The organism is Streptomyces sp. NPDC005761 (assembly GCF_040630635.1).
Taxonomy (GTDB): domain Bacteria; phylum Actinomycetota; class Actinomycetes; order Streptomycetales; family Streptomycetaceae; genus Streptomyces.
Genome location: NZ_JBEXXX010000001.1, coordinates 147,850 through 172,093 on the forward strand (window position 1 = coordinate 147,850; position 24,244 = coordinate 172,093).

Consider the following 24,244-nt stretch of genomic DNA (forward strand, 5'->3'; position numbering starts at 1 on the left):
CCTCGGTCGGCGGTGTGGGTCACGCGTGTGCTCCTCGGTCGGCCGTGTCGGGCCCGGTCAGCGCGGAGCGGAGGAGGGCCAGGAGTCCTTCGCCGTCATGGACGATCGCGTCGGGCTGCGGGTGTGCGGTGGGGTCGAGGCGGTCCTCGGGGCGCATCAGGACCGTGCGCCCGATGCCTGCCCGTATCCCGCACACCACGTCGCGGTCGTAGTTGTCGCCCACGTACCAGCAGTCCGCAGGGTCCGTGCCCAGCGCCCGGGCGGCCAGCAGCATCAGCTGGGGGCCGGGCTTGCGGTGTCCGGTCTCGTCCGAGTAGACCTGCACGCCGAGGTAGGGCGCGAGGCCTCCGGCCACCGCCATCTCGCGGTTGAGCGCGCCGGACAGGGTGTTGCTGACCACGCCCGTGCGGATCCCGTGCTCCTTGCAGAGGCGGAGGACGTGGACCATGGCGGGGTCGTGAGCCCTGTCGCTCTCGGCGAGGACCAGGGCGCGGCACAGCCCGGTCGCCTCGGCGCTCACGGCCGCGCGGGCCGGTTCGGGCCAGTCGGCCGCGATGAACTCCGCCCACAGCTCGCGGTGGGTGACCTCGCGGGGGGCGGTGGAGCGGGCGGTGCCGTTCTTCCAGTTCCCGTACGCGGCCCGGCCGGCGCGGATGTCGTGGAGGACGCGGCCGCGGTCGAGGCCGGTCAGGCCGCCGGCCAGGGTGAGCACGTGGTCGGCGAACGCGGGAAGACGCTCGGGGTGTTTCACCGACCGGGCCAGGACACCGCCGTGGTCCAGCAGCAGGGCACGGGGAGGGTGCGGGGCGCCGGGCCGGCCGGTCCGCGCCCAGGGGTCACGCGGCATCGTCCGCCCCCCGGCCCGGCTGCGCGAACGTGGCGATCAGCAGGTCGCGGAGGCCGTACGGGTCGGCGACCACGGCGTCCGGCTCGACCCGGACGACGTACGGGCGCTCGTACGTACCGCGGGCCTCCATCAGGACGCTCGCCCCGACCCCGGCCCGGCGCCCGCACAGCACGTCGCGGTCGAAGTTGTCACCGACGTACCAGGTCCGGGCGGCGGGGACGTCCAGGGCCCGTGCCGCGAGGTGGATCATCTCGGGGTTGGGCTTACGGACGCCCGCCTCGTCGCTGTAGACCTGAAGGGCGAAACGCTTGTCCAGGCCGGTGTTCCGCAGGTAGTCACGGTGCACGGAGCCGCTCAGCGCGTTGGAGACGACGGCGACCGGGAGGCCGAACCGGTCGGCGGCGTCGAGGAGTTCGCCCATGCCGGGGCGGGTCTCGCGGTCCTGGCGCAGTTCGCCCTGCCGGTGGCACAGCACCAGGGCGTGGGCGGTGACGAAGGCGCGAGCGGCCGGCGGCCAGTCGGCGGCGACGAATTCCGTCCAGTAGCGGTGGGCCGTCATCTCGACGGGCGCGGCCGGCCGGGACATGGCGTTCTTCCAGTGCGAGTCGGCGACCGCCGCCGCCCTGAGGTCGCTGACGATGTCGTCGTGGCTCAGCTCGTGGCAGCCCGCGGCGTCGAGGTCGTGGTGCAGTTCGGTCGCCAGTTCCTCCGGCCAGGAGGGGCGGTTGGTGGTGGCGACGACGACTCCACCGAAGTCGAGCAGCAGTGCTGCGGGGCGGATCAGCTGGTCCACGGTGCGGTGTTCTCCTTGCTGGGCCGGGTGCCGGAAGGCCGGGGGGTGGAGGAGGGCGCGGGAACGGAGGGGGCCGCGGGGGCGGCCGAAGGCTCCGGGAGCCTGGCCTGGGCGCCGTCGAACAGGTGCAGGTCGCTGAGGTCGACGGAGCAGTGGACCGTCTCGCCGGGCCGGGCGGTCACCGCCTGGAAGGACACCAGGTACAGCTCGGTGTCCGCCGCGTCCAGCGACACCGTGGTGCTGGAGCCCGTCGGCAGTACGGTGGTGACGGTGGCGTCGAACTGCAGGACGCCGTCCGGTGCCGGGCCGCCGGTCAGGGGTCGGGTGGAGAGCCGTATCGCCTCCGGGCGGACACCGACCGTGCGCAACCTGCCGTTCAGCTCCGGGCGTTCGGCGACGATCCGGTCGTGGACGGCGCCGCGGAACGGGCCGTCGTCGTCGGTTCCGGCGTCGAAGAGGTTCATCGGGGGGCTGCCGACGAACTGGGCGACGAAGGTGTTGGCCGGGCGGTGGTAGACCTCCAGCGGAGGTGCGAGCTGCTGTACCTCCCCCTTGTTCATCACGACCACGTGGGTGGCCATCGTCATGGCCTCCAGCTGGTCGTGGGTGACGAAGACGATGGTGTGGCCGGTCTCGTCGTGCAGCCGCTTGAGCTCGGCCCGCATCTCCAGGCGCAGTTGCGCGTCGAGGTTGGACAAGGGCTCGTCCAGGAGCAGCACCTCGGGATTGATGACGAGCATGCGCGCCAGGGAGACGCGCTGCTGCTGGCCGCCGGAGAGCTGCGCGGGATAGCGGTCGGCGGCCCAGTCGATCTGCATCATCTTCAGGGCCTTCATGGTGCGCTCGGCCCGCTCGGCGGCGCGGACCTTGCGGACCCGCAGGCCGAACTCGACGTTCCGGGCCACCGTCAGGTGCGGCCACAGGGCGTAGTTCTGGAAGACCAGCCCCATGCCGCGTTCCTCGGGTGGCACGAACACGCCCTGCTCCACACTGTCCCGGACCCGCCCGCCGACCTCGATGGAGCCCGAGTCGAGGTGTTCCAGGCCCGCGATCATGCGGAGCGTGGTGGTCTTTCCGCAGCCGGACGGGCCGAGCAGGCAGGTGAAGGACCCGTCGGGGATCTCCAGGTCGAGATTGTCGATGGCGGGGGGATTGGAGCCGTAGCTCTTCCGCACCGCGGTGAGCGCAATGGTGGGCATGGCGTCAGCCTCCGAGTCCCGAGGACAGGTTCGTCTTGGTCAGGCGTTGGGTCAGGTACGTGGCCAGGAAGGAGATCAGCGAGATGACGAGGACCACCGCGTTCGCCATCTGGTCGTAGGCGTAGTCCACGAGATTGATGGAGAGCGTGGTGAGCAGCTGGGTGCCGGTGGTCGTCAGCATGATCACGATGCTGAGTTCCTTGAGACCGGAGATGAAGGGCAGCACCACGCCGGTCACCAGGGCGCCGCGCTGGATGGGGACGACCACCTTGCGCATGCGGGTGAACCAGCCGGCACCCGTCACCTGAGCGGCTTCCTCCGGTTCCGGTCCGAGCTGCATCATGGCGCTGATGCCCGACCGCGAGGAGTACGGAAGATGGGTCACGGCGAGCACGATGACGAGCAGGGTGATCGAGCCGTACAGGGCCGGGACGGGCCCTCGCTGCACGGCGAAGAGCGTCAGGAACGCGGCGGCGAAGGCGATGCCGGGCACCATGTACGGGAGGAAGCTGATCTGACGCAGGGCGACGCCCAGTCTGCTGCCGTTCGAGCGGACCACGACGTAGCCGATCAGCAGTCCGACGGCCCCGCAGATCAGTGAGGCCAGGCCGACGATGCGCAGGCTGTTCCACGCCGCGTCCCACAGCTGGGTTCCGCGCAGCACACCGTGCGGGAAGCCGGGGGCGCCGGAGATGTGCTCGCCGATCCAGAACTTGAGCGTGAAGTTGTCGAGGCTGAACACGCCGGGGGTCTTGCTGACGGTGGACAGCGCCAGGGTGGCGACGGGGACGATCACGCCGATGGCGAAGATGCTGAGCGCGACGCCCAGCGCGGCGGGGCGCCAGCGGCCGAGGGGGCTGACGCGGTCCATCGCGCCCTTGCCGCCGACCGTCACGAACTTGCGCTGCTCCCGCACCAGCCGGGTGTCGATGATGATCACGACGATGCCGATCGCCACGATGACGCCGGCGAGAACGGCGGTGACGCCCTGCTGGTGGTCGTGGACCGCGCGGAACAGCGAGGTGGACAGCAACTCGTAGTTGACCGGCAGCCCGAGGATGTACGGCGTGCCGAACGTGCCGAGGATGCGGCCGAAGACCAGCAGGACCGACGAGGACATGGCGGGCAGCATCAACGGCAGGGTGATCCGCCCCACCACGGTGCGGCGCCTGGCCCCCAGGATGCGCGCGGAGTCCTCCAGTTGGCTGTCGATGCGCCGCAGCGCGTTGCCCAGCAGCAGGAGGACGAAGGGGTAGTAGTGCAGGCCGAGGCAGATGATGATCGGTACGGCCCCGTAGGCGAGCCAGTCGGGGGTGTGGACGCCCCAGGCCTCCAGCAGGCCGATCTGTCCGCCCGAGCTGTCGTTCTTGAAGAGCGCGAGCCAGGCCAGCGCGAACGTCCAGGACGGCAGCATGTAGGGGACGACCAGCGCGGTCGACAGCCACTTGCGGCCGGGTATGTCGGTACGGGTGAGCAGCCAGGCGGCGGTGCCGCCGAGGACCACCGCGAGCAGGGTGACGCCGAGGGCGACGACGACGGTGTGCCGCAGCGGCTCCCAGAAGAGGAAGTCGGAGACCGGCGAGCGGAAGACGCGCCACAGGTAGTAGCCGGTGAGCGCGCCGACGGACTGCCCGGATTTGCCGTCGTCGCCGACCTGGACCCGGGCGGCGTCGGAGAGCACCGCGACGAGCGGTGCCACCACGAGGTAGGCGAGCAGGAGGACGAGTACGCCCCCGACCACGTAGGTCGGTTCGTGGCGCAGCACGTTCAGGCGGTAGCGGAGCCGGTTGAGCCGTCCGGAGCCGCGCTTGCCGGCGGGGCCGCCTCCCCCGGCGGGGGCGGGTTCGGGGCGGGGCGGGTCGGGTGCGGGGGCGGTGTCGGGGTCGGCCACGGCCATGGGCGTTCTCCAGGAGAGGTTGCGTGGTCCGGCCGGCCCGTCGGGGGAGGCCGGGCCGGCCGGGGAGGGGTTACGGGAGAGGAGCCGGGGAGGTCAGCTGTGGCTGATGCGCCACAGGTCCTGCATGGCCTCGGTGTCGGCGAAGTCCTTCGCCAGGTACTTGGGGTCGAAGGCGAACAGTTCCTTGTTCCAGTCCCTCAGCCCGTCCGGGGTGAAGGAGCCCTGCTTGACCGCCGTGCTGCCGGGGATGCCGCCGGCGCCCATCTCGTGGGTGATGCCTTCCTCGGTGAGGATGAAGTGGGTGAAGAGCTTCGCGGCGTTGGGGTGCTTGCTCTTCGTGGCGATCGCCGAGTACTTCGGGTAGAGGTATCCGCTCCACGGCTGGAGGGTGTCGCAGACGCGCATCGAGTAGTTCTTCTCCTCGATGTCGCGGAACTTGGCGTTGGACACGAGCCCGATGCGCGGCTGGGTCTGCTTGGGCGAGGCCACCGCGGCCGCCACGTCGTCGTCGGCGGAGGTGAGCACGGGGGAGTTCTTCGCCAGCCTGACGACCCACTCCTCGCCGGCCGACTTCTGCGAGGTCTTCAGCTCCTCGCCGGGGTTCGCCGCGCTGTGCGCGTCGCGCAGGGCCTCATCGGCTCCGTTGGACAGCTGGTTGAACCACTCGACGATGTTCGGCTTGCCCAGCGGGTCCTGGAGGGCGACCTTGCCCTTCCACTCGGGACCGACCAGGTCCCAGATGTTGTCGACCGGACAGCCCTTGGGGAAGAGCTTCGGGTTGTACACCCAGACGTTCGCCTTCTGCAGGACGAGCAGCGGACTGCGGTTCGCCACCGGGATCCGCTCCACCAGGTCGGCGGGTATCCAGGTCCGGACGACCTTCTGCGGCAGCAGCTCGCCGACGAGGCTGGGGCCGTCCTCGTACAGCGTCATGTCGATGGTGACGTTGTCGGCCTGCGCCTCCCTGGTCATCTTCTCCAGGGTGTCGCCGACCTTGTTCTTCACGCCGGTCGCCTTGATGCCGTACTTGGCGGTGAACGCCTCGGCGACCTTGGTGATGTCGCCCGAGCTGTCGTAGACGGTGATCGATCCCTCCTTCTTCGCGGCCGCCACCAGGGCGTCCAGGTCGAAATCGGCGGGGTCGTCGATGACGGCGGTCGGGGCCGCACCGCCGGGGGCGGCGGCGTCGTCGCCCGTTCGGCTGGACGGTGCGCAGGCCGCTGCGCCGGCGAGCACGGCGACCAGGGCTGCGAGGGCGATTCTTGGGACCGGCCGCTGTGCGCCACCGGTGCCGCGAGTGCTGCTGGACAATGCCTGACCTCCTGCGTGGGCCCGGCGGAGCCGGGCTGCTCCTGAGTGGGTCGGCCTCGGACCGCCCGGCACACCGGGACCGGTCCCATCCGCAAGGCGGGCGGGGCGACTTGGGGAGCAGCTTCCGCCCGCTTTCTTCACTATGTCAAGACATGCTGATGTAACTCTGTGGAAAAGCACGGAGGTTGACGCTTCCGTGAGGTGCTTACGTCCGCAGCCTTTTATGTCAGCACATACTTATGTACTGTCCTGGCCATCCCGCACCGCCCAACCCACTCCGGGAGGCACGATGCACCTGTCCAGACGTTTGACCACGGCCTGTCTGGCGGCGGCGACCGCCGCACTGATGGCGACACCGGCAAACCCCGCGGCTGCCGCGAACACCCCCTCCGTATACGCCGTCAGCGAGACGCCCGCCCTGTTCGACGACACCGCCGGCGGCGACGCCAACGCGGACGACCCGGCGATCTGGTTCAACGCCGCCGACCCCGACGCCAGCCTCGTGATCGCCACGGCCAAGCAGGGCGGACTGCGCGTCCACGACCTCGGCGGCAACGAGATCCAGTCGATCCAGGCGCCCGCCGCCCCCGGTCCGGACAACGAACCCGGCCGGTACAACAACGTCGATCTGCTCTCGGGCCTGAAGATCAAGGGCAACCGCACCGACATCGCCGTCGTCTCCGACCGCGGACGCGACCGGCTGCGGATCTACGGGATCAACCGCCACCACCCCGACGCGCCGCTCACCGACCTCACCGACCCCGCCGCCCCCCGGGTCTTCAGCGCCACCGAGGCCGACGTGGACGACCAGCAGACCGCCTACGGCCTCGCCACCTGGCGCAACGCCGCGAACGGGCGCTACTACGCGCTCGCCAGCCAGCGCCACACGACGGGCCTGGCGTTGATGGAGCTGACCGCGACCGCCACCGGAACGGTCACGTACCACCGGATCCGTACCCTGGCCCTGCCCTCGTCGTTCGACATCGGCAACGGCACCAGCTGGACCCCGTGCGACGAGCCCGGCCGCACCCCCCAGGTCGAGGGCATGGTCGTGGACGCCGAGCGGGGGGTCCTCTACGCGGCCCAGGAGGACGTCGGCATCTGGCGGATGCGGGCGGACCTCACCGGATCGCCCCACATGGTCGACAAGGTCCGCGAGTTCGGCATCCCCGGGACGTACGACCCGGTGGCCGACGAGTGCACCGCCGGCGCGGATCCGGGAGTCGGCGGCGAGCGCATCACCGCCGACGTCGAGGGGCTGACGATCTACCGCGAGGACGACGGCGAGGGGTACCTGCTCGCCTCCAGCCAGGGTGACAACACCTTCGTCGCCTACGAGCGCGAGGGCGACAACGACTACGTCGGCAACTTCCGCGTCGCCCCGGCGGCCGGCGCCGGCGCGATCGACGGCTCCGAGGAGTGCGACGGTGCGGCGGTGCTCAACGCCCCGCTGGGCGACGCGTACCCCCACGGCCTGCTCGTGGTCCACGACGGCTTCAACGCCCCGGACGTGACGGGGGAGGACGGAGAGGTCCGCACCGACACGAACTTCAAGTTCGTCGACTGGGACGACGTGGACGACGCGCTGGACGACTGACGGCCCGAGGGGCGGCGCGCACCCCGGCTCTCCGGGTGTGCGCCGCCCCCACCACGTGAGGTAGTACCTTCCTTGACCACCACGATCGCGCTCTTCATCACCGCCCTGGCCTTCGTCCTCGTCTGCGGTGCCAACGACGGTGCCTCGCTGCTGGCCATGGCCTTACGCCACAGCAGCGGTTCGGCCGTTCCCGTACTGCTGATGCTGACCGCCGCCGTGGCGGCCGGGCCCGCCCTGTTCGGTCTGCGGGTGGCCCGTACCTTCACCGACGGGCTGATACCCGGGGACGCCGTGCATCCCGCGCTCATCTTCCTGTGCGGAGCCGCGGCCGCCCTCGTGCTCGTGCTGCTGCTCACCTGGCGGGGCATCCCGACCTCGATCACCCTGGCCGTCCTCGGCGGACTGGCAGGCGCCGGTTCCGGACTGGGGGAGCGGCCGCAATGGGCCAGGCTCGGCCTGGTGCTGGGGATCGCGGCGGCGGCCCCGCTGATCGGAGCCGCCGCCGGGTTCGCCCTGGGCCGCGGCGCCCGCCGGATGCCGACGTCTGCGGGGATGCCGCGCCTGGTGCACGGGGCGCACATGGCCGCCTTCGGCTGCCAGTGCCTTGCCTACGCGGCCAACGACGGCCAGAAGATGTTCGCCGTCGCTGCCGTGGCATCGGCCGGCCACGTCGGCGGCAGCCTGGACACACCACCCGGGCTCGCGCCGGTCGTCGCGGTGGCCCTCGTCTTCGCGGCGGGGGCCGTCCTCAGTCTGCGGAGGGTGTCCGGCGGAGCGGCGGTCCGGCTGCTGGCCGCCCGCCCCTGGCAGGTCGCCTCGGCCGAGATGGCCTCCTCCGCCACCGTGCTCTCCAGCGCCGCCCTGGGCGCACCGGTGAGCATGACCCAGACGGTGATCGGCGGACTGGTGGGCGCGGGGGCCAGTGAGGGCGGCCGCCGGGTGCGCTGGCAGTTCGCCGTCCCCCTCGTCACCGCCTGGGGTGTGACCCTGCCCGCCGCCTACGCGGCCGGCCTGCTGGCCGGTCTTCTCGCCAGAGGAGTGACCGCATGACCTTCCGCAGAATCGTCGACGACCTCACCGGCCGTTCGCACCATCAGCTGACCGATCTGCTGGCCACCCAACTCGACGCGGCCATCGAAGGGGTGGGGCTGGCCTCCGCGATGGCCGAGGGGACGCTCACCCCTGCCGAGGCACGCGAGGCCATGGTCGACGTCGAGCACCGGGGCGACACCGGACGCGCCGGACTGGTCGCCGAACTCGCCGTCGCCCTGACCACGCCGATCGACCGCGAGGACCTCTACCGCTTCTCCCGGAGCGTCGACGACGTCCTGGACAACCTCCGCGACCTGGTGCGGGAGACCGATCTCTACGGCGCCGTGGGCGAGCCGGCCGACCTGCCCGCGCTGGCCGGAGTGGCGGAGGGGCTGGCGATGCTGCGCGGCGCGGTCCAGGGGCTGGCGGACCGGCCCGGGGAGGTCGACGCGGCCACCGAGGCGGCCCGCAAGTCCGCCGGACAGGTGCGCAGGCACTACCAGTTGGCGATGGCCCAGCTGCTGCGGCAGGAGGTCGGAACAGACACCCTCACCCGGCGCGAACTGCTGCGCCGGCTGGATGTCGTGGGGCTGCGGCTGGGGGAGTCCGTGGCGGCCCTGTCGGACGCCATGCTGAAGCGCAGCCACTGAGCGGGCGGTCCGGCGCGCGTCCGCCCGCTGCTGCCCGCCGTCCGTTCAGTGCGCGGTCAGCGTCATCTCGAAGGAGTACCGGGACGCCCGGTAGAGGTGGGACCCGAACTCGACCGGGCGGCCCGCGTCGCCCTGGACCGTACGCTCCATGGTCAGCAGGGTGCCGCTGCGGCCCTCGCCCAGCAGGCGGGCCTCCGCCGCCGTGGCCCTGCGCGCCCCGATGTTCTGACGGGCGGTGCGCAGGGAGACGCCGGCCCGCCGGAGCAGTTCGTAGAGACCGTACTGGGTGAGTTCGTCCTCGGTCAGGGTCAGCAGGTCCGCCGGCAGGTGGTTCTGCATCACGGCTATGGGCTCGTCGTTCGCGTAACGCAGCCTGCGCAGGGCCACGGTGGGCGTCCCCGGCTCGAGTTCGAGCGCGGCCGCGACGGTGCCCGCGGCCGGCACGGTCTGCATGGACAGCACCTCGGTGCGGGGGCGGCGGTCGTCCCGCTTGAGGTCCTCGAAGAGGCTGGTCAGCTCGACCTGCCTGCGCACCCGGTTGTTGACGACCTGTGTGCCCACCCCGCGCTTGCGTGCGAGGAGGCCCTTGTCGACGAGGTGCTGCATGGCCTGACGCATCGTCGGGCGGGAGAGCCCGAACTTGTCCGCCAGGGCGATCTCGTTCTCCAGCCGCGTCCCGGGCGCCAACGTGCCGGATTCGATGAGCTGTTGGAGTTGCTGCGCGACCTGGAAGTACAGCGGTACCGGACTGCTGCGGTCGATGCTTATCAGCCTGGTGATCGATTCCACGGGGACTCCTCGAAACGTAGTACCAGGCGTTCAGTATGCCGCACACTTCGACTCAAGCTCTGTACGTATATATGTCAGAACAAATGCTTGACGCGTTGTGAGTGCCGGGATACAAATCGGGGAGACGAATCAGGACAGCATCCACTCCTCCTCGAACCGGAGGCATTTGCGCATGCGCATCGGACTCATCGGTACCGGCCGGATCGGCACGTTCCACGCCGAGACCCTGATCGGACTGCCCGCCGTGACGCGGGTGGTCCTGCACGACGCCCACGAGAGCCAGGCACACGAACTGGCCGTCAAACTCGGCGCCGAGCACGCCCCCGACCTCGACGGCCTGCTGGGCTCCGGCCTGGACGGCGTCGTGATCGCGGCCCCCACCGCCGTCCATGCGGACCTCGTGCGGGCCGCGGCCGGCGCCGGAGTGCCGGTCTTCTGCGAGAAGCCGATCGCAGGCACCCTCGACGGGACCCGCACCCTGCTGGCCGAACTCGACGGCACCGGCGTCCCGCTCCAAGTCGGCTTCCAGCGCCGTTTCGACGCCGGCTACACCGCGCTGCGCGACGCCGTCGCCGCCGGTGAACTGGGCTGGCTCCACACCGTCCGGGCCTGCACCGCCGACCCGGCGCCGCCACCGGCCGGATACCTGCCCGCGTCGGGCGGCATCTTCCGCGACTGCGCCGTGCACGACTTCGACATCGTGCGCTGGGTCACCGGCCGCGAGGCCGTCGAGGTCAGCGCCACCGGCGCCAACCGGGGCGATCCCTGCTTCACCGCCGCCGGAGACGTCGACACCGCCGTCACCGTCCTCACCCTCGACGACGGCACCCTCGTGTCGTGCACCGCCACCCGCTACAACGGCGCCGGCTACGACGTGCGGATGGAGGTGGCCGGCTCCACCGGCACCCTGGCCACCGGCCTCGACCCGCACGCCCCGGTCCGCTTCACCGCCGGCGGACCGCAGCCCGGGACCGTCTCCCACGACGGATTCCTCAGCCGCTTCCGCGACGCGTACGTCGCCGAGCTGACCGCCTTCACCGAAGTGGCCGCAGGCACCCGCCCCAGCCCCTGCACCGGGGACGACGCGCTGGCTGCCCTGCTGGTCGCCGAGGCCGCCGACCGTTCGTGCCGCACCGGCCGACCCGTACGAGTAGAGGAGGCGGGCCGATGATCCGCGTCGCCGGAGCCCCCATCTCCTGGGGTGTGTGCGAAGTGCCCGGCTGGGGACACCAGATGGCTCCCGGGCGGGTGCTCGACGAGATGGCGGCCGCCGGTCTCGCCGCCACGGAGTTCGGGCCCGACGGCTTCCTGCCGCAGGACCCCGAGGCCCGGTCCGCCCTGCTCGCCGGGCACGGCCTGGCCGCCGTCGGCGGATTCGTCCCCGTCGTCCTCCACGACCCCGGCCGCGACCCGCTGCCCGAGGTCCGGCGCGCCCTGGCCGGGTTCGGGACCGCCCGGACCCTGGTCCTGGCCGCGGCCACCGGGTCCGACGGATACGACGCCCGCCCCGAACTCTCCGAACGGGAATGGGACGCCCTGCTGGCCAACCTGGACCGGATCGCCGCACACGCCCTCGCCGAGGGCGTCACCGCCACCCTGCACCCGCACATCGGCACGATGGTCGAGGGCCCGGACGAGGTCGAACGCGTCCTCACCGGCAGCTCCGTCCCCCTCTGCCTGGACACCGGACACCTGCTGGCCGGCGGCAACGACCCGGTGGCCCTGGCCCGCCGGGCCGCCGGGCGCATCGCCCACGTCCACCTCAAGGACGTCGACGCGGCGCTCGCCGCCCGCGTCCGCGCCGGGGAGGTCACGTACACGGAAGCCGTCCGGAAAGGGCTCTACCAGCCCCTCGGGCGCGGTGACGTGGACATCTCCGCGATCACGACGGCCCTGGACGCGGCCGGCTACACCGGGTGGTACGTACTCGAACAGGACACCGTCCTCGACGCCGAACCCGGCGACGGCGAAGGCCCGCTGGCCGACGTCGTGGCATCCCTGGCCCATCTGCGCGAGGTGACGTCGTGACGGCCCCGCGCCCCGCCGCGCAGGGCCCGGCGAGGGCCACGTCCGGTGCTCCCGACGTGCTCGTCATGGGGCGGCTCGGCGTGGACCTCTACCCCCTCCAGCAGGGGGTGGGCCTGGCCGACGTCGAAACCTTCGGCAAGCACCTGGGCGGCAGCGCCGCCAACGTCTCGGTCGCCGCCGCCCGGCACGGCCGCCGCACCGCCCTGATCAGCCGCACCGGACAGGACCCCTTCGGCGACTACCTCAGGGCCGAACTGGGCCGGTACGGAGTCGACGCGGCCCGGGTCCGTCCCGTCGCAGGGCCCCCGACCCCGGTCACCTTCTGCGAGGTCTTCCCACCCGACGACTTCCCCATCTGGTTCTACCGCCCGCCCGGCACCCCGGACCTGCGGATCCACCCCGACGAACTGGACCTGGACGAGGTGCGCGCGGCCGGACTGCTGTGGATCACCGGCACCGGGCTCTCCGCCGAGCCCAGCGCGGCCGCCCATCTCGCCGCCCTGACCGCCCGGGACCGGTCGGGGATCACCGTGCTCGACCTCGACTACCGGCCGGGGCTCTGGCCCTCCCCCCAGGCAGCGGGCCCCGCGCTGCGGGCCGCCCTCGCAGGGGCCACCGTGGCCGTCGGCAACCTCGACGAGTGCGAGGCGGCCGTCGGCGAACGGGACCCGGACGCCGCGGCCGACGCCCTGCTGGCCACCGGCATCGAGCTGGCCGTGGTCAAACAAGGGCCCGCGGGGGTGCTGGCACGCACCGCGAAGCAGCGGGTGGTGGTCGCCCCCCACCCCGTCCGGGTCGTCAACGGCCTCGGAGCGGGCGACGCCTTCGGCGGCGCCCTGTGCCACGGCCTCCTCGCGGGCTGGCCACTCGAGCGGACCCTCCGCTTCGCCAACGCCGCGGGCGCCTTCGTCGCGGGACGGCTCTTCTGCGCCCCCGACATGCCGACTACCCCACAGGTGGAGGACATGATGGAACACGCCCACACCCCCGAAGCGGCACCGCATGCGTGACGGAGTGCTGCAGACCCTGATGGAGACCCGGGCCCGGCGGCCCGAGGCGATCCTGGAGGCGGCCCAGCGGCGCAGCCGGCGTCCGATGATCCAGCCGTCCGGCCGGCTCATGCTGGTGGCCGCCGACCATCCGGCCCGCGGCGCCCTCGGCGTCCGCGGCCGCCCCGACGCCATGGCGAACCGCGCCGGGCTGCTCGACCGCCTGCTGACCGCGCTGGAACGCCCGGGGGTGGACGGCGTGCTCGGCACCCCCGACGTACTGGAGGACCTGCTGCTGCTGGGCGCCCTGGAGGACAAGGTCGTCATCGGCTCGATGAACCGCGGTGGCGTACCCGAGACCGTCTTCGAGATGGACGACCGCTTCACCGCCTACGACGCCGCCTCGATCGAGGAGATGGGTTTCAACGCGGGGAAGATGCTCCTGCGTATCGATCCGTCCGACGCCGCCACCGCCTCCACCCTGGCGGGCTGTGCCGGCGCCGTCTCCGCCCTCGCGGACCGCAGGCTGACGGCCCTGGTCGAACCCTTCTGGGTCAGGCGCGGGCAGGACGGACGAGCGGTCAACGACCTTCGGCCCGAGGCCATGGTCCGGGCGCTGGCCATCGCCCAGGGGCTGGGCCGCACCTCCGCCTACACCTGGCTGAAGGTGCCGGTGGTGGACAACATGGAGGCGGTGATGGAGGCGTCGACGCTTCCCGCCCTGCTGCTGGGCGGGGACCCGCCGGGCACCCCCGACGAGACGTACGCCTCCTGGGAGAAGGCGCTCCGGCTCCCCACCGTGCGCGGCCTGGTCGCAGGCCGGTCACTGCTCTACCCGCCCGACGACGACGTGGCCGCCGCGGTGGACACCGCCGTCGGCCTGCTGTGAGAGGAGACGCCATGGACGGCCATCAGCCCGCGGGCAGCACCGCACACGGACCCTGGACCGTGGACACCGGCATGCGGCACACCGGGCTCAGGGTGCTGGAACTCGAACCCGGCGGCTCGCAGTCCTTCGGTACGCAGGAGCGCGAGGTGATCGTGCTGCCGCTGTCCGGCTCCTGCTCCGTACGCTGCGGTGCGCAGCAGTTCGAACTGGCCGGCCGCCCCGGCGTCTTCGAGGGCGTGAGCGACTTCGCGTACGTCCCCCGGCGGAGCGACGCCGTCATCAGCAGCTCCGGGGGCGGCCGCTTCGCGCTGGCGAGCGGCACCGCCCGGCGGGACCTGCCGTTCCGCCGGGGACCGGCCGAGGGGGTGCCGGTCGAGACGCGCGGGGCGGGCTCCTGCCGCCGGCAGGTCAACAACCTGGCCGCCGCCGACGGCTTCGCCTGCGACCGGCTGATCGTGGTGGAGGTCCTCACCCCGGACGGGAACTGGTCCAGCTATCCGCCGCACAAGCACGACGAGCACACCGAAACCGAGTCGGAGCTGGAGGAGGTGTACTACTTCGAGATCGGCCGCGGCGGCTTCGGCCACCACCGGCTCGGCGGCAGCCCGCCGGGCCCCGCCGGCGAGACGGCCGAAGTCCGCACCGGTGACGTCGTGCTGGTCCCGGACGGCTGGCACGGCCCCTCCGCCGCCCTGCCCGGCTACCCGATGTACTACCTGAACGTCATGGCCGGCCCGCACGACGAGCGCGCCTGGCGGATCACCGACGACCCGGCACACGCCTGGATCCGCGAAACCTGGAGCGCCGCTCCGGCCACACCGTCCACGGGAGGGACAGCATGATCCGGCTGACCGTCGCCCAGGCACTGGTGCGATTCCTCGTCGCCCAGCGCACCGAACGGGACGGGGAGAGCCGGCGCCTGTTCGCAGGCTGCTTCGGGATCTTCGGGCACGGCAACGTGGCGGGCCTGGGCCAGGCGCTGTGGGAGAACCGCGACCTGACGTACTACCAGGCCCGCAACGAGCAGGCGATGGTGCACACCGCCGCCGCCTACGCCCGGATGTCCGACCGCCTCTCGACGTTCGCCTGCACCGCCTCGGTCGGCCCCGGGGCGACCAACATGATCACCGCGGCGGCGGGGGCCACGATCAACCGGCTCCCGGTGCTCCTCCTGCCCGGGGACACCTTCGCCACCCGCGTCGCCGAACCGGTGCTCCAGCAGCTGGAGACGCCGTGGGCGGGCGACGTGACCGTCAACGACGCCTTCCGGCCCGTCTCCCGGTACTTCGACCGGATCGGCCGCCCCGAGCAGCTGATCGGCGCCGCCCTGGCGGCCGTACGCACGCTCACCGACCCGGTGGACACCGGCGCGGTGACGCTCGCCCTTCCGCAGGACGTGCAGGCCGAGGCCCATGACTGGCCGGAGGAGTTCCTGGCACCCCGGGTCTGGCGCATCGACCGGCCGGCCCCGCAGGCCCAGGTGCTGGCCGACGCCGTGCGGATGATCCGGGCCGCCCGCCGCCCCCTCGTCGTCGCCGGGGGAGGCGTCGTCTACGCGGGCGCCACCGAGGCGCTGGACGCCTTCGCCGGCGCCACCGGCATCCCGGTCGCGGAGACCCAGGCCGGCAAGGGGTCGCTCCGGCACGGCCACCCGTCCTCGGCCGGCGCCATCGGGCACACCGGCACGACGGCGGCCGACGCGCTGGCCCGGGAGGCCGACCTGGTGATCGGCATCGGCACCCGCTACAGCGACTTCACGACCGCCTCGCACACCCAGTTCGCCGACCCCGGTGTCCGGTTCCTCAACATCAACGTCGCGCGGCTGGACGCCGTCAAGCACGCGGGACTCGCCATGGTCGCCGACGCCCGGACCGCCCTGGAGGCGCTGACGGCCGAGCTGGCCGACTGGCAGGTGCCGCCGGAGCACCGCGCGCGGACCGCGGCCCTGGCCCGCGACTGGGACGCCGTGGTGGACGCCGCCCACCACCTGGGGCACACCCCGCAGCCCGCCCAGTCCGAGGTGGTCGGAGCGGTCAACGAGGCGGCCGGCGAGGACGGCGTCGTGGTCTGCGCGGCCGGATCCCTCCCGGGCGACCTGCACAGACTCTGGCGGGCGGCGGACCCGAAGCAGTACCACGTCGAATACGGGTACTCCTGCATGGGATACGAGATCGCCGGCGGGCTCGGCGTGAAGCTCGCCGCCCCCGAGCGCGAGGTCTTCGTCATGGTGGGCGACGGCTCGTACCTGATGATGGCGCAGGAACTGCTGACGGCCGTCTCCGAAGGGGTCAAGCTCATCGTGGTGCTGGTCCAGAACCACGGCTTCGCATCGATCGGGGCGCTCTCCGAGACGGTCGGCGCGCCACGCTTCGGCACCTGGTACCGCTACCGCGACGCGGACAGCGGGGCGCTGGAGGGGGACCGGCTGCCCGTCGACCTGGCGGCCAACGCGGCGAGCCTGGGCGCGGACGTCCTGCGCGTCGACGGCATCGCCGGACTCCGCAAGGCCCTCGCCGAGGCCCGGGCCTCCGACCGTTGCACGGTGATCCACATCGAGACGGACCCGCTGGTGCCCGCGCCGTCCTCCGGAGCCTGGTGGGACGTGCCGGTCGCGGAGGTCTCCGACGCCCCGGAGACCAGGGCCGCCCGTGCGGCCTACGTGACGGCCAAGTCCGGTCAGCGGCCGTATCTCTGAGGGGCCGCGCCGATGGCCGGGTGCCCCGTTCGTGGCGGTGCCCGGCCCGGCAGCGGCGGCTCCGCGCCCCGGACGGCCGGGGCGCGGCTAGAGCGCGCGCAGCGCCCTCGGGCGAGGCGGCTCCGGCGCGTCCGGCACCTTGCTCAGCAGGGCCGGCAGGTCCGTCAGCGCGTTGATGCGGAAGTCCGCGGTCTCCACCACATCCGGGTGATCCGCCCACCAGTACCCGCACGCACCCCGCCGGATGTGCGCCGCCCGCAGCCCCGAGGACTTGGCCGGGAACAGGTCGCCCGCCGGGTGGTCGCCCACGTACAGCGTCGACTGCGGGTCCGAGCCGGCCACCTCCAGGACGCGGGCGAAGAACGCCGGGTCCGGCTTCGCGACGCCCCACTCGTCCGAGGTGACCACCAGATCCGCGGGCAGGTCCAGCGCCCGCAAGAGCTCCCCGGCCCTCGCCGTCCCGTTGCCGGCGACCACCACCCGTACGCCCAGCTTCCGCAGTTCCGCCAGCGCCGGCCGGACGTCCGGGTAGAGGTCCGACTCGTCCAGGTGCTCGCCGCGTCCGGCGGCGGTGCGGGCCAGTGAGGCCTCGGTGACGTCTATGTCGGGACGCAGCATGGTCAGCGCGTCGGCGCTGTCCCGCCCCTGGACGACCGCGGCCCCGACCAGCGCACTCAGCGTGTGCGGCGGGACGCCGAGCCAGTTGGCCCAGGAAGCCCAGTAGCGGTCGTCGCGGATGAGTGTCTCGCCGATGTCGAAGACGATCGTTTCCATCACCGGGCCGAGCCTACGGGTCGGGGCCCGCTGTGCGGCCGAGGCGCCAGGGACGTGGGTGACCTGCGGGAGATCCGGCCCGTCATCGCCCGGCTGCTCGCTCGTATGCTCGGTTCATGACCGATCCTCAGCGCGGACGCCCCACCAGCAACTCCATGCGACGTGCCCTCAAGCGTGCCAGAGACGGTGTCGCCCTCGACGCGGCCGAGGCCGCCGTCCTGCTCCAGGCGCGCGGCGACGATCTGACGGATCTCGCCGCGTCCGCCGCCCGGGTGCGGGACGCGGGCCTGGCGGCGGCGGGCCGGCCCGGTGTCATCACGTACTCCCGCAAGGTCTTCATCCCGCTGACCCGGCTCTGCCGCGACAAGTGCCACTACTGCACCTTCGTCGCCGTCCCCGGAAAGCTCCGGCGCGAGGGCCATGGCATGTTCCTCTCCCCGGACGAGGTCCTCGCCATCGCCCGCGAGGGTGCGGCGATGGGCTGCAAGGAAGCGCTGTTCACGCTGGGCGACCGGCCGGAGGACCGCTGGCCCGAGGCGCGGGAGTGGCTGGAGGCCGAGGGGTACGACGACACCCTCGCGTACGTACGGGCCATGGCGATCCGCGTCCTCGAGGAGACCGGCCTCCTCCCGCACCTCAACCCGGGCGTGCTGAGCTGGACCGACCTCCAGCGCCTCAAGCCCGTCGCCCCGTCCATGGGCATGATGCTGGAGACGACCGCGACCCGGCTGTGGTCCGAGCCGGGCGGCCCGCACCACGGCTCCCCGGACAAGGAACCGGCCGTGCGGCTGCGGGTGCTGGAGGACGCGGGGCGGTCCAACGTCCCGTTCACCACCGGCATCCTCATCGGGATCGGCGAGTCGTACGAGGAGCGCGCCGACTCCCTCTTCGCGCTGCGCCGGACCGCCCGCGCCTACCACGGCATCCAGGAGGTCATCGTCCAGAACTTCCGCGCCAAGCCCGACACGGCGATGCGCGCCATGCCGGACGCGGAGCTGGAGGAGCTGGCCGCCGCCATCGCCGTCGCCCGCCACATCCTCGGCCCGTCCGCCCGCATCCAGGCCCCGCCGAACCTCGTCGACGCGGAGTACGGGCTGATCGTCGGAGCGGGCATCGACGACTGGGGCGGCGTCTCCCCCCTCACCCCGGACCACGTGAACCCCGAGCGCCCCTGGCCGCACATCGACGACCTCGCCGCGAGGACCGCCGAGGCCGGCTTCGCGCTGCGTGAACGCCTCACCATCTACCCGGAGTTCATCCAGCGCGGCGAACCCTGGCTCGACCCCCGCCTCCTCCCCCACGTCCGCGCTCTCGCCGACCCGGAGACCGGGCTCGCGAAGGACGGCGCGATCCCCGTCGGCGTGCCCTGGCAGGAGCCCGACGACGGCTTCAACGCCTCCGGCCGCACCGACCTGCACCGCACCATCGACACCGAGGGCCGCACCGGCGACCGCCGCGACGACTTCGACGCGGTGTACGGGGACTGGGAGGCGCTGCGCGAGGCGGCGGCGCCCGGCATGGTCCCGTCGCGCGTCGACGCCGACATGAAGGGCGCCCTGAGCCAGGCCGCCGCCGACCCGACGAAGCTCACCGACGACCAGGCACTCGCCCTGCTCCACGCCGACGGGCCCGCGCTCGACGAACTCTGCCGGATCGCGGACACCCTGCGCCGCGACGTGGTCGGTGACGACGTCACCTACATCGTCACTCGCAACATCAACTTCACCAACGTCTGCTACACCGGCTGCCGCTTCTGCGCCTTCGCCCAGCGGCGCACCGACGCCGACGCGTACACCCTCTCCCTGGACCAGGTGGCCGACCGGGCCGCGCAGGCCTGGGACGTCGGCGCCGTCGAGGTCTGCATGCAGGGCGGCATCCACCCGGACCTGCCCGGCACCGCGTACTTCGACATCGCGCGGGCGGTGAAGGAGCGGGTCCCCGGCATGCACGTCCACGCCTTCTCACCGATGGAGGTCGTGAACGGCGCCACCCGCACCGGCATGTCCATCCGGGACTGGCTGCTCGCCGCGAAGGAGGCCGGGCTCGATTCCATCCCCGGCACGGCGGCTGAGATCCTGGACGACGAGGTCCGCTGGGTCCTCACCAAGGGCAAGCTGCCGACGGCGACCTGGCTGGAGGTCATCAGGACCGCGCACGAGGTGGGCCTGCGCTCCTCCTCCACGATGATGTACGGCCACGTCGACCAGCCCCGTCACTGGCTGGGCCACCTGCGCACGCTGGCCCGCCTCCAGCAGGAGACGGGCGGCTTCACGGAGTTCGTGACACTGCCCTTCATCCACACCAACGCCCCCGTCTACCTGGCCGGCATCGCCCGCCCCGGCCCCACCGACCGCGACAACCGGGCCGTCACCGCGATGGCCCGCCTGCTGCTCCACCCGCACATCACCAACATCCAGACCAGCTGGGTGAAGCTGGGCACGGAGGGCGCGGCCGAGATGCTCCGCTCGGGTGCGAACGACCTGGGCGGCACGCTGATGGAGGAGACCATCTCCCGGATGGCCGGGTCGAGTTACGGCTCGTACAAGTCCGTGCAGGACCTGGTCGCGGTGGCCGATGCCGCAGGCCGCCCGGCGAAGCCGCGTACGACGCTGTACGGGGAGGTGCCGCAGGAGCGGGTGACGGCAGCGGCGGCCTCGGACGGGCATCTGCCGGAGCTGCTGCCGGTGTTGCCGCAGTAGGGGGCGGACGCGGACGGCTTCCGGAGCGGACATCGGGGCTCCGGAAGCGGTCCGTTCGCGTGCGCGTTCGCGTCGCGCCACTCGGACGGGTGAGGGGTCTCCCGTACCGCGTTACCCGAACTTCCTGGTCTGCATATGCTCCCGGCAAGAAGTGGCCCCGGGTGTGCGTGGATCTGCACGGGGCTCGCACCGCTGCACTGCCCGGAGGGACTCCGCATGGTCAGCTCGCCGCACGAGGCGATGCATCGCATCTTTCAGGAGTACCCGGGGCTGTTCTCCCGCGTCTCGGAGTTACTCGGTGTCCCCATCACAGCCCCCACCTCCGTCTCGGTGATGCCGACCGACCTCACCGAGAACCGCCCCGTCGAACGGCGCGTGGACACGCTGCTGCGCCTTGACGTCGAGGGCGACGAGTCGTTTCTCCTGGCCGTCGAGGCCCAGGGCAAGAGGGACGAGGACAAGCCCGCGAGCTGGGCCTACTACCCAAATCATCGCCGATCCCCTAGTCGAACTCACCGCACAGGGTCTGGGCAGCCGCCCGGCCGCGCAACAGTGGAGGAACCTGGTGGCCGTGGACCTTTCTTTCTACAAGTCCGCCATCTCCGAAGAGATCCGGGACGAAGGCCGGTCGGAAGGCCGGTCGGAAGGCCGGTCGGAAGGCCGTGCCGAGGGCATCGCGCAGGGCATCCTGCTCTTCCTCGCCCGGGCGGGCGTCGACGTACCGGACGAGGCGCGCGAACGGATCACCACCTGCGGCGATCTCGACACCCTCAACCGCTGGCTCCTGCGGGCACCCACCGCCCAGTCCGTCGAGGACGTCTTCGCCGGGGAGTAGAAGGCCCATCGGCCCTACGATTACCGGTATCCCGCCGCGTCCGCAGGCTTCCCGGCGGCATCCACCTCGACCAGGTAGCGCCAGCAGTCGGGACGGGAGCCGTCGAGGTCGGTGAAGCCGTACTCCTGGGCGAGCTGTCCGCTGGACAGCGACTGGCCGTTCCAGCGCGCGAGGTCGCCGTCCGCGGCCAGGGCGGCGACCGCCCGCCCGACGTACGACGGGCTCTCCGAGATGCAGAAGTGCGGCACCGTGGTCAGCGCGTCGCGCCAGTTCTCCTCGGCCACACCGAAGGCGTCGAGCATCATTTCCGAGCGCAGCCAGCCCGGGGTGAGTGCCACCGCCGTGCCGCCGTGCGGTTTCAGCTCGTGTGCCTGCACGAACGCCATGCGCAGCACGCTGTTCTTGACCAGGTCGTAGAAGTACGAGTTGCGGTAGTTCGCGCTGTTGTACGCGGCCGTCCCGTCGGTCATCTCGACTACGAGTCCACCCGGGCGGCGCACCAGCAGCGGCAGCAGGAAGTGGCTGGTGATCGCGTGGGTCTCCACACCCAGCCGGAGCAGCCGCAGCCCGTCGTCGAGGTCGTGCTCCCACACCGGTTTGTCGAACGCGAACAGCCGCTCGCCGCCCCAGATGTCGTTGACGAGCACGTCCAGCCGGCCCTGTTCGGCGTCGACGCGCTCGGCCAGCGCGCGGACCTGGTCGGGCACGAGGTGGTCGGTCGGCACCGCGATGCCGGTTCCTCCGGCGGCGGTGACGAGCTCCGCGGTGTCCTCGATCGTCTCCGGCCGGTCGTACTCGGAGCGCCGCTCCCGGGTCGTGCGACCGGTGACGTAGACGGTCGCGCCCGCCGCGCCGAGCTGGACGGCGATGCCGCGCCCGGCGCCGCGGGTGGCACCCGCGACCAGGGCGATCTTCCCGTGGAGTGCGGGTTTCGTCGTGTCGGACATGGGTCCTCCAGAGGTTCGTGCTGCCTCTTGTGCCCCGGTCCGTGCAGCTCGTCGATGAGGACCGGTGGCCCCATGCTCGTTGCGAAACCCGACAACGCGTGTCCTATTTCTTCGCGTTTCTTCACGCGGCGCGGGCAACTCCGCGGCGTCAGCCGACCAGCAGGTCCCGCTTCAGCGCGCGCACGTCCTTGGAGTCCAGGCCGAGTGCCTGCTTCTCGTACGCGCCGAACGAGCCGAACGTCTCGGAGATCTCCTGGAATCCGGAGTTCAGGTACGCGGGCCGGACATCGAGCAGCGGCTTGTAGACGGCGGCCTGCGCCGCCGGCATCGAGGCGAGCGCTGCCGCGTTCGCCTCGGCACGGTAGTCGTTGGAGGCCAGGTAGTCGGCCATCACGGTGGAGCGCGGAACGCCGAGGGCCGTCAGCAGGGCGGCGTTCGCCCAGCCCGTGCGGTCCTTGCCCGCCGTGCAGTGGAAGACGACACCGCGGGCGCTGTCGTCGCCGATGCCGGAGAACACCGTGCGGTAGGCCTTCTTGGCGGTGGCTCCGCTGACCATGAACTTCTCGCCGTCGACCATCATCGCCTCGGCCTCGGCCGCGGTGGCCGGCATCGCGGTGAACGTCGGTGACCCAGCCAGCACATCCGCGACGACGTGCGTCGCACCGGCCGGTACCCGGTCCGGGGCGGCCGCGCGCTCCGACTCCATGCGCAGATCGAACACCGTGGTGACGGACAGGCGTCGCAGCTTCGCCAGATCGGCGGACGTCAGCTTGTCGAGGGCGTCCGAGCGGTAGATCTCGCCCATCTTCACCCAGTGGCCGTCCGCGGTGCGGTAGCCGCCCGCGTCACGGAAGTTGACGGCGCCCTGGAGCCGGATCAGCCGGTCGGCGAGGTGCAGCGAGCCGCCGCGCTCGGGGACCAGATCGAACCACTGGCGGTCGGCGGCGGGCAGCCCGCGCACGGTGACCTGGCCGGCGGAGCCACCGGAGGCGACGGTACGGCCGTTGGCCCGGACGGCGACGTGCCGTGTGCCGGGGGCCTTCCACTCCACGGTGTACGAACCGTCGTCGTGCGCGGTCACCGTGGCCGCGGTGAACGGGACGCGTCCGTGGGAGGAGGCGTTGTTGTGCCCTGCAGGAGCGTGCGGGGCGGCGGCTGCGGTCGCCGGTACTGCGAGGCCGGCCAGGAGGGCGGCGGCCAGGGCGTAGGAGGAAGCCCTGACACGAGTCATCTGCGTCATGCGTGCATGCTCGAAGGCCCGCACGTGGAGCGGCACAACCCCGGGTGAACGGGGGACGAAGGCGCGTCCAACAGGGGAGTCGCGTCAGCCGAACCGGTCGTGATCGGCCAGCACGGCGTCGATGACACGCAACTCGCCCGCCGCCCGTTCCGGATCCGTGCCGACGTACCCCGTCAGGTTCAGCAGCGCCTTCCACAGGGCCCAGCCGCGGGCCCGCGCCCAGGTGCCGGCGTCCTGGCCGACCGTACGCCGGAACGCCTCCCGGCTGTCGCCGTCGAAGAATCCCCACGCGATCACCAGGTCGCAGGCCGGGTCACCGACGCCCGACGTACCGAAGTCGATGACGGCCGACAGCTCGCCGTCCTCGACCAGCAGGTTGCCGGAGGCGATGTCGCCGTGGAACCACACGGGTTCGCCGTGCCATTCGGCAGCCAGGGCGGCGTCCCAGACGGCACGCGCCCGGCCGGTGTCGACGTGGCCCTCCAGCGCGGCCAGGCAGCGCCGGGTCTCCTCGTCGTAGTGGCCGGGCGACGCGCCCCGGTACCAGCTGTGCTCCCCGGCGAGCGGGCCGCCCGTCGCATCGCAGCGCTGGAGAGCGAGGAGGAACGAGGCGACCTGGACCGCGAACGGTGAAAGATCGTCGATACGGCCCCGAGCCGCGGTCTCGCCCCGCAGCCAGCGCCGGACCGACCACGGATACGGATAGCCCTCGCCCGGAGCACCCAGGGCGAGCACGGGAGGAACGGCGACCGGCAGCGCCGAGGCGAGGCGCGGCAGCCAGTGGTGCTCCTTCTCCACCGCGGGGACGTACCCGGCGGCGGTGGGCAACCGGGCCGTCATGGCGTCGCCGAGGCGGTAGGTCCGGTTGTCCCAGCCGTCGACCTCCACCGGAGTCACGGGCAGCCCGCTCCACCGAGGGAACTGGGCGTCGATCAGGCGCCTCACGAGCGCGGCGTCGATTCCGGCGCGACCGTCGGAGTGGGGGGACGACATCGGACGATCATCGCTCCGGACGGCCGCGCGGCACAACGAG

The 24,244-nt window shown here is 72.2% G+C and carries 20 protein-coding genes and 1 pseudogene; 11 read left to right on the forward strand and 10 right to left on the reverse strand.

Annotated elements, in window-relative coordinates:
• Window positions 1-19: 19 nt before the first annotated feature.
• The 5 genes from ABZ434_RS00740 to ABZ434_RS00760 all read right to left on the reverse strand — a co-directional run bounded on the left by ABZ434_RS00740 (window position 20) and on the right by ABZ434_RS00760 (window position 6,047).
• Entirely contained in the window at window positions 20-847 is an 828-nt protein-coding gene (locus ABZ434_RS00740) for an HAD family hydrolase (protein WP_359131053.1), read from the reverse strand.
• The gene (locus ABZ434_RS00745; RefSeq protein ID WP_359131054.1) at window positions 837-1,640 is read right to left on the reverse strand and encodes an HAD family hydrolase; all 804 of its coding nucleotides are present in this window, start codon (window positions 1,638-1,640) and stop codon (window positions 837-839) included. The genes ABZ434_RS00740 and ABZ434_RS00745 overlap by 11 nt, the downstream gene beginning before the upstream one ends.
• Window positions 1,628-2,839, reverse strand: coding sequence for an ABC transporter ATP-binding protein (locus tag ABZ434_RS00750; protein ID WP_359131055.1), 1,212 nt, complete (start codon window positions 2,837-2,839; stop codon window positions 1,628-1,630). Before ABZ434_RS00750 ends, ABZ434_RS00745 begins: the two co-directional genes overlap by 13 nt.
• A gap of 4 nt (window positions 2,840-2,843) precedes the next feature.
• Entirely contained in the window at window positions 2,844-4,736 is a 1,893-nt protein-coding gene (locus ABZ434_RS00755; protein ID WP_359131057.1) for an iron ABC transporter permease, read from the reverse strand.
• Window positions 4,737-4,829: 93 nt separating this feature from the next.
• Complete coding sequence (locus ABZ434_RS00760; RefSeq protein WP_359131059.1) at window positions 4,830-6,047, reverse strand: ABC transporter substrate-binding protein; 1,218 nt, start codon at window positions 6,045-6,047, stop codon at window positions 4,830-4,832.
• A gap of 289 nt (window positions 6,048-6,336) precedes the next feature.
• Between ABZ434_RS00760 and ABZ434_RS00765 the strand changes: the two genes are divergently transcribed.
• The 3 genes from ABZ434_RS00765 to ABZ434_RS00775 all read left to right on the forward strand — a co-directional run bounded on the left by ABZ434_RS00765 (window position 6,337) and on the right by ABZ434_RS00775 (window position 9,326).
• On the forward strand, window positions 6,337-7,644 hold the full coding sequence (locus ABZ434_RS00765; protein ID WP_359131061.1) for a phytase: 1,308 nt from the start codon (window positions 6,337-6,339) through the stop codon (window positions 7,642-7,644).
• Between the two features lie 72 nt (window positions 7,645-7,716).
• A complete protein-coding gene (locus tag ABZ434_RS00770; protein ID WP_359131062.1) occupies window positions 7,717-8,694 on the forward strand; it encodes an inorganic phosphate transporter in 978 nt (325 codons plus the stop codon).
• A complete protein-coding gene (locus ABZ434_RS00775) occupies window positions 8,691-9,326 on the forward strand; it encodes a DUF47 family protein (RefSeq protein ID WP_359131063.1) in 636 nt (211 codons plus the stop codon). The genes ABZ434_RS00770 and ABZ434_RS00775 overlap by 4 nt, the downstream gene beginning before the upstream one ends.
• Before the next feature lie 45 nt (window positions 9,327-9,371).
• Here the strand turns inward: ABZ434_RS00775 and ABZ434_RS00780 are convergent, their stop codons facing one another.
• Complete coding sequence (locus ABZ434_RS00780; RefSeq protein ID WP_359131064.1) at window positions 9,372-10,115, reverse strand: GntR family transcriptional regulator; 744 nt, start codon at window positions 10,113-10,115, stop codon at window positions 9,372-9,374.
• Window positions 10,116-10,287: 172 nt separating this feature from the next.
• Between ABZ434_RS00780 and ABZ434_RS00785 the strand changes: the two genes are divergently transcribed.
• From ABZ434_RS00785 to iolD, 6 genes are all read left to right on the forward strand, one after another.
• Window positions 10,288-11,286: a Gfo/Idh/MocA family oxidoreductase gene (locus ABZ434_RS00785; protein WP_359131065.1), complete on the forward strand. Its 999-nt coding sequence runs from the start codon at window positions 10,288-10,290 to the stop codon at window positions 11,284-11,286.
• Window positions 11,286-12,143 (forward strand): TIM barrel protein, encoded by an 858-nt coding sequence (locus ABZ434_RS00790; RefSeq protein WP_359131408.1) that lies wholly within the window; start codon window positions 11,286-11,288, stop codon window positions 12,141-12,143. The genes ABZ434_RS00785 and ABZ434_RS00790 overlap by 1 nt, the downstream gene beginning before the upstream one ends.
• Before the next feature lie 65 nt (window positions 12,144-12,208).
• Complete coding sequence (iolC, locus tag ABZ434_RS00795) at window positions 12,209-13,153, forward strand: 5-dehydro-2-deoxygluconokinase (RefSeq protein ID WP_359131410.1); 945 nt, start codon at window positions 12,209-12,211, stop codon at window positions 13,151-13,153.
• Window positions 13,146-14,021, forward strand: a complete 876-nt coding sequence (locus ABZ434_RS00800; protein ID WP_359131066.1) for a deoxyribose-phosphate aldolase — start codon at window positions 13,146-13,148, stop codon at window positions 14,019-14,021. Before iolC ends, ABZ434_RS00800 begins: the two co-directional genes overlap by 8 nt.
• 11 nt (window positions 14,022-14,032) lie before the next feature.
• Window positions 14,033-14,863, forward strand: coding sequence for a 5-deoxy-glucuronate isomerase (gene iolB / locus ABZ434_RS00805; protein WP_359131068.1), 831 nt, complete (start codon window positions 14,033-14,035; stop codon window positions 14,861-14,863).
• Entirely contained in the window at window positions 14,860-16,716 is a 1,857-nt protein-coding gene (gene iolD / locus ABZ434_RS00810) for a 3D-(3,5/4)-trihydroxycyclohexane-1,2-dione acylhydrolase (decyclizing) (RefSeq protein ID WP_359131069.1), read from the forward strand. The genes iolB and iolD overlap by 4 nt, the downstream gene beginning before the upstream one ends.
• 87 nt (window positions 16,717-16,803) lie before the next feature.
• Here the strand turns inward: iolD and ABZ434_RS00815 are convergent, their stop codons facing one another.
• The gene (locus ABZ434_RS00815) at window positions 16,804-17,490 is read right to left on the reverse strand and encodes an HAD family hydrolase (RefSeq protein ID WP_359131411.1); all 687 of its coding nucleotides are present in this window, start codon (window positions 17,488-17,490) and stop codon (window positions 16,804-16,806) included.
• A 116-nt stretch (window positions 17,491-17,606) separates the two neighbouring features.
• Between ABZ434_RS00815 and ABZ434_RS00820 the strand changes: the two genes are divergently transcribed.
• Window positions 17,607-20,189 carry a bifunctional FO biosynthesis protein CofGH gene (locus tag ABZ434_RS00820; protein WP_359131070.1) on the forward strand — a complete coding sequence of 861 codons (2,583 nt, stop codon included), beginning with the start codon at window positions 17,607-17,609 and terminating at the stop codon, window positions 20,187-20,189.
• Between the two features lie 216 nt (window positions 20,190-20,405).
• A pseudogene (locus tag ABZ434_RS00825) lies at window positions 20,406-21,024 on the forward strand (hypothetical protein).
• A gap of 20 nt (window positions 21,025-21,044) precedes the next feature.
• On the opposite strand, the gene ABZ434_RS00830 reads toward ABZ434_RS00825, so the two are convergent.
• From ABZ434_RS00830 to ABZ434_RS00840, 3 genes are all read right to left on the reverse strand, one after another.
• The gene (locus tag ABZ434_RS00830) at window positions 21,045-21,971 is read right to left on the reverse strand and encodes an SDR family oxidoreductase (RefSeq protein ID WP_359131071.1); all 927 of its coding nucleotides are present in this window, start codon (window positions 21,969-21,971) and stop codon (window positions 21,045-21,047) included.
• 148 nt (window positions 21,972-22,119) lie between these two features.
• Window positions 22,120-23,211 carry a tyrosine-protein phosphatase gene (locus ABZ434_RS00835; RefSeq protein WP_359131072.1) on the reverse strand — a complete coding sequence of 364 codons (1,092 nt, stop codon included), beginning with the start codon at window positions 23,209-23,211 and terminating at the stop codon, window positions 22,120-22,122.
• Window positions 23,212-23,295: 84 nt separating this feature from the next.
• On the reverse strand, window positions 23,296-24,204 hold the full coding sequence (locus ABZ434_RS00840) for an aminoglycoside phosphotransferase family protein (protein WP_359131073.1): 909 nt from the start codon (window positions 24,202-24,204) through the stop codon (window positions 23,296-23,298).
• Window positions 24,205-24,244 lie beyond the last annotated feature (40 nt).

Excerpts from the sequence above, each read along its gene's own strand:
- ABZ434_RS00740 (WP_359131053.1), bottom strand. The coding sequence starts at position 847 with ATGCCGCGTGACCCCTGGGCGCGGACCGGCCGGCCCGGCGCCCCGCAC.
- ABZ434_RS00820 (WP_359131070.1), top strand. The coding sequence starts at position 17,607 with ATGACCGATCCTCAGCGCGGACGCCCCACCAGCAACTCCATGCGACGT.
- iolD (WP_359131069.1), top strand. The coding sequence starts at position 14,860 with ATGATCCGGCTGACCGTCGCCCAGGCACTGGTGCGATTCCTCGTCGCC.
- ABZ434_RS00800 (WP_359131066.1), top strand. The coding sequence starts at position 13,146 with ATGCGTGACGGAGTGCTGCAGACCCTGATGGAGACCCGGGCCCGGCGG.
- ABZ434_RS00815 (WP_359131411.1), bottom strand. The coding sequence starts at position 17,490 with ATGGAAACGATCGTCTTCGACATCGGCGAGACACTCATCCGCGACGAC.
- ABZ434_RS00840 (WP_359131073.1), bottom strand. The coding sequence starts at position 24,204 with ATGTCGTCCCCCCACTCCGACGGTCGCGCCGGAATCGACGCCGCGCTC.
- iolB (WP_359131068.1), top strand. The coding sequence starts at position 14,033 with ATGGACGGCCATCAGCCCGCGGGCAGCACCGCACACGGACCCTGGACC.
- ABZ434_RS00750 (WP_359131055.1), bottom strand. The coding sequence starts at position 2,839 with ATGCCCACCATTGCGCTCACCGCGGTGCGGAAGAGCTACGGCTCCAAT.
- ABZ434_RS00830 (WP_359131071.1), bottom strand. The coding sequence starts at position 21,971 with ATGTCCGACACGACGAAACCCGCACTCCACGGGAAGATCGCCCTGGTC.
- ABZ434_RS00785 (WP_359131065.1), top strand. The coding sequence starts at position 10,288 with ATGCGCATCGGACTCATCGGTACCGGCCGGATCGGCACGTTCCACGCC.
- iolC (WP_359131410.1), top strand. The coding sequence starts at position 12,209 with ATGGGGCGGCTCGGCGTGGACCTCTACCCCCTCCAGCAGGGGGTGGGC.
- ABZ434_RS00755 (WP_359131057.1), bottom strand. The coding sequence starts at position 4,736 with ATGGCCGTGGCCGACCCCGACACCGCCCCCGCACCCGACCCGCCCCGC.
- ABZ434_RS00835 (WP_359131072.1), bottom strand. The coding sequence starts at position 23,211 with ATGACGCAGATGACTCGTGTCAGGGCTTCCTCCTACGCCCTGGCCGCC.
- ABZ434_RS00765 (WP_359131061.1), top strand. The coding sequence starts at position 6,337 with ATGCACCTGTCCAGACGTTTGACCACGGCCTGTCTGGCGGCGGCGACC.
- ABZ434_RS00775 (WP_359131063.1), top strand. The coding sequence starts at position 8,691 with ATGACCTTCCGCAGAATCGTCGACGACCTCACCGGCCGTTCGCACCAT.